Below are 2,353 nucleotides of genomic sequence, written 5' to 3' on the forward strand. Positions count from 1 at the left end.
ACCGTATCCAGGCGATGCTCGGCAACGAAGAGCTGATCGCCGATTGGGTCAAGCAATCCGTCTGGTCGGGCTGGCATGTCTCGGGCACCTGCAAGATGGGCGCCGACAGCGATCCGCTGGCGGTGCTCGACGCCGAATGCCGCGTCCGCGGTGTGCAGGGCCTGCGCGTCGTCGACGCCTCTATCATGCCGACGATCGTCGCCGCCAACACCAACATCACCACCATCGCCCTCGCTGAAAAGGCGGCGGACCTGATTTTGCATTCCCGACAATAGCAAAGGACCCCCAAGACTATGCGCAAGAACAAGGTGAAGGATATCTGGGCCGCCGGCGGCGAAGTGGTGACGGGCTGGCTCGGCATTCCGTCGTCGATATCGGCGGAATTGATGGCGCAGCAGGGCTGGGACGCGCTGACGGTCGACCTCCAGCATGGCGCGACCGACTATGTCGATGCGGTGCCGATGCTGCAGGCGATTTCGACGACCGATACGACGCCGATGGTGCGCGTGCCGTGGAACGATCCGGCGATCATCGGCAAGGTGCTCGACGCCGGCGCCTATGGCGTGATCTGCCCGATGGTCAACACCGCCGAGGAAGCGGACGCCTTCGTCAAGGCCTGCCGCTATTTCCCCAAGGGCGGCCGCAGCGTTGGTCCGCTGCGCGCTTCGCTCTACGCCGGCGCGGACTATTTCCAGCATGCCAACGACACCATCATCACCATGGCGATGATCGAGAGCGAGCAGGCGGTGAAGAATCTGGAAGACATACTGAAGACGCCGCACCTCGACGCCATCTTCGTCGGCCCGTCGGACCTTGCGGTGACTATGCGCGAGGCGCCAGGCTTCGATCCGCGCTATCCCGCCGTCTACGAGGCGATCGAATACATCGCCGCCAAGTGCAAGGAAGCCGGCGTCATTCCCGGCATCCATTGCGGTTCGGTCACCTATGGCGTCGACATGCGCAAGATGGGCTATCGCTTCATGGCCTACCTCTCTGACTTCCGCATGCTGCAGCAGATGGTGGCGCGTTCGCTGCCGGCCTTCCGCGCCGGCACGCCGAGCGCGATCGCGCCCTGATCGGCAAAATCCGGATCGATCGCCATGACATCGACAGGCACGCTGCGCAGCAAGGTGACGGTCATCGGGGCCGGCATCATTGGCGTCTGCACCGCGAACTATCTGCTCGAGCAGGGTTTTGCCGTCGAGGTGGTCGATCCGGCCTTGCCGGGATCTGAGGAGCAATGCTCCTTCGGCAATGCCGGTGGCATCTGCCCGGGATCGTGCATCCCGAATTCGATGCCGGGCGTGCTGCGCAATGTGCCGAAATGGCTGATGGACCCGGAAGGGCCGTTGATCGTGCGGCTGGCCTATCTGCCGCACGCGCTTCCCTGGCTGCTGCGCTTCCTGGCCGCCAGCCGCAAACCGCGCGTCGAGGAGATATCGGCGGCGATGCGCTCGCTGCACCGCTACACATTCGAATGCTACGAGCCGCTGATCAAGGCTGCCGGCTGCGAGGACCTTTTGCAGAAGCGCGGCCAGCTGTTCGTCCACGAAACGGCCGACGGGCCGTCCAAGGGCGCTTATGGTCTGGGGCTTCGCCGCGACCACGGCGTCAAGGTGGACATCCTCGATGCCGACGAAATCCGGCGACTCGAACCGGCGCTGGCGCCGATCTTCAAGAGCGCCGTCTATCTGCCCGAACAGGGGCAGTGTCCAAATCCCGGCCGGCTTGTCGCCAGGCTCGCCGAGCATGCGGCGCGTCAGGGCGCTCGTTTTGTGCGCGCGAAGGTGCTCGGCTTCGACATGGCGGCCAACGGCCCATCGGCGCTGCGGCTTGAAGGCGGCGGGCGCATGCCGGTCGAGACCGTGGTGCTTTGCGCCGGCGCCTGGTCGGGCGATCTTGCCCGCAAGCTTGGCGACCGCATTCCGCTCGAGAGCGAGCGCGGCTATCACATCATGGTCAAGGGTGCCGATACCGGCTTGCGTATCCAGACCATCTCGGCCGACCGCAAGTTCGTCGCTTCGCCGATGGAGGACGGGCTGCGCATCGCCGGCAATGTCGAGTTCGCCGGCCTGAAGGCGCCTGCGAACATGCACCGGGCGGACGTTCTCCTCAAACAGGCGCGGTCGATGTTCAGGAAACTGGAGGTCGGCGAGGTCACGCGCTGGATGGGGCATCGTCCCGGCACGCCCGACAGCATCCCGGTCATCGACCGGGCGTCGCGGGCCAAAAATGTCATCTACGCCTTTGGCCACGGCCATCAGGGCCTGATCGGCGGCGCCGTCACCGGTAAGATCGTGTCGCAGCTTGCCGCCGGTCTGCCGCCGGCGATCGATCTGACGCCGTTCCAGGC

Annotated in this window: 3 protein-coding genes; all 3 read left to right on the forward strand. The window is 65.2% G+C overall.

The features are described 5' to 3' along the window. Window positions 1–275: GMC oxidoreductase (locus EN991_RS32560; protein ID WP_245461137.1), on the forward strand; the 275-nt coding region annotated here is incomplete at its 5' end. Between the two features lie 18 nt (window positions 276–293). Next, on the forward strand, window positions 294–1,076 hold the full coding sequence (locus EN991_RS32565; protein ID WP_127370280.1) for an aldolase/citrate lyase family protein: 783 nt from the start codon (window positions 294–296) through the stop codon (window positions 1,074–1,076). Window positions 1,077–1,100: 24 nt separating this feature from the next. After that, window positions 1,101–2,353 (forward strand): FAD-dependent oxidoreductase (locus tag EN991_RS32570; RefSeq protein WP_127370281.1); only part of this gene is annotated, 1,253 nt, incomplete at its 3' end.

Origin of the sequence: Mesorhizobium sp. M7A.F.Ca.US.005.03.2.1, from assembly GCF_003997795.1 — a bacterium.
Classification (GTDB): Bacteria; Pseudomonadota; Alphaproteobacteria; order Rhizobiales; family Rhizobiaceae; genus Mesorhizobium; species Mesorhizobium ciceri.

What these genes read in the sequence shown, in the direction of transcription:
- EN991_RS32565 (WP_127370280.1), top strand. Translation starts at nt 294, where the DNA reads ATGCGCAAGAACAAGGTGAAGGATATCTGGGCCGCCGGCGGCGAAGTG.